The 270-nt window shown below is 45.9% G+C and carries 2 tRNA genes; both read left to right on the forward strand.

Annotated features, from left to right (window positions below):
• Positions 1 to 4: 4 nt before the first annotated feature.
• Positions 5 to 77 (forward strand) — tRNA-Asn (locus AC6UD0_RS07415).
• 56 nt (positions 78 to 133) lie between these two features.
• Positions 134 to 206, forward strand: a tRNA-Thr gene (locus AC6UD0_RS07420).
• Positions 207 to 270: the final 64 nt, after the last annotated feature.

The raw sequence follows: 270 nt of genomic DNA on the forward strand, positions 1-270 counted from the left end.
TTATTCCGGCATAGCTCAGTTGGTAGAGCACCTGACTGTTAATCAGGTTGTCGACGGTTCGAGCCCGCCTGCCGGAGCTATGTCTGAGTGCTAACAACAATTGCCGTTAGCACTTTTAATTTATCGTCATTTTGCCGGCTTAGCTCAGCTGGTAGAGCATCGGTATCGTAAACCGAGGGTCACAGGTTCAAGTCCTGCAGCCGGCATATCAAGCTTTTTAAATAAGTTTGATTGCGTTTAAATGCGTTGATATATCAACAAACGGCATAG

It is taken from the genome of Fructilactobacillus sp. X7R9C1 (assembly GCF_059901005.1).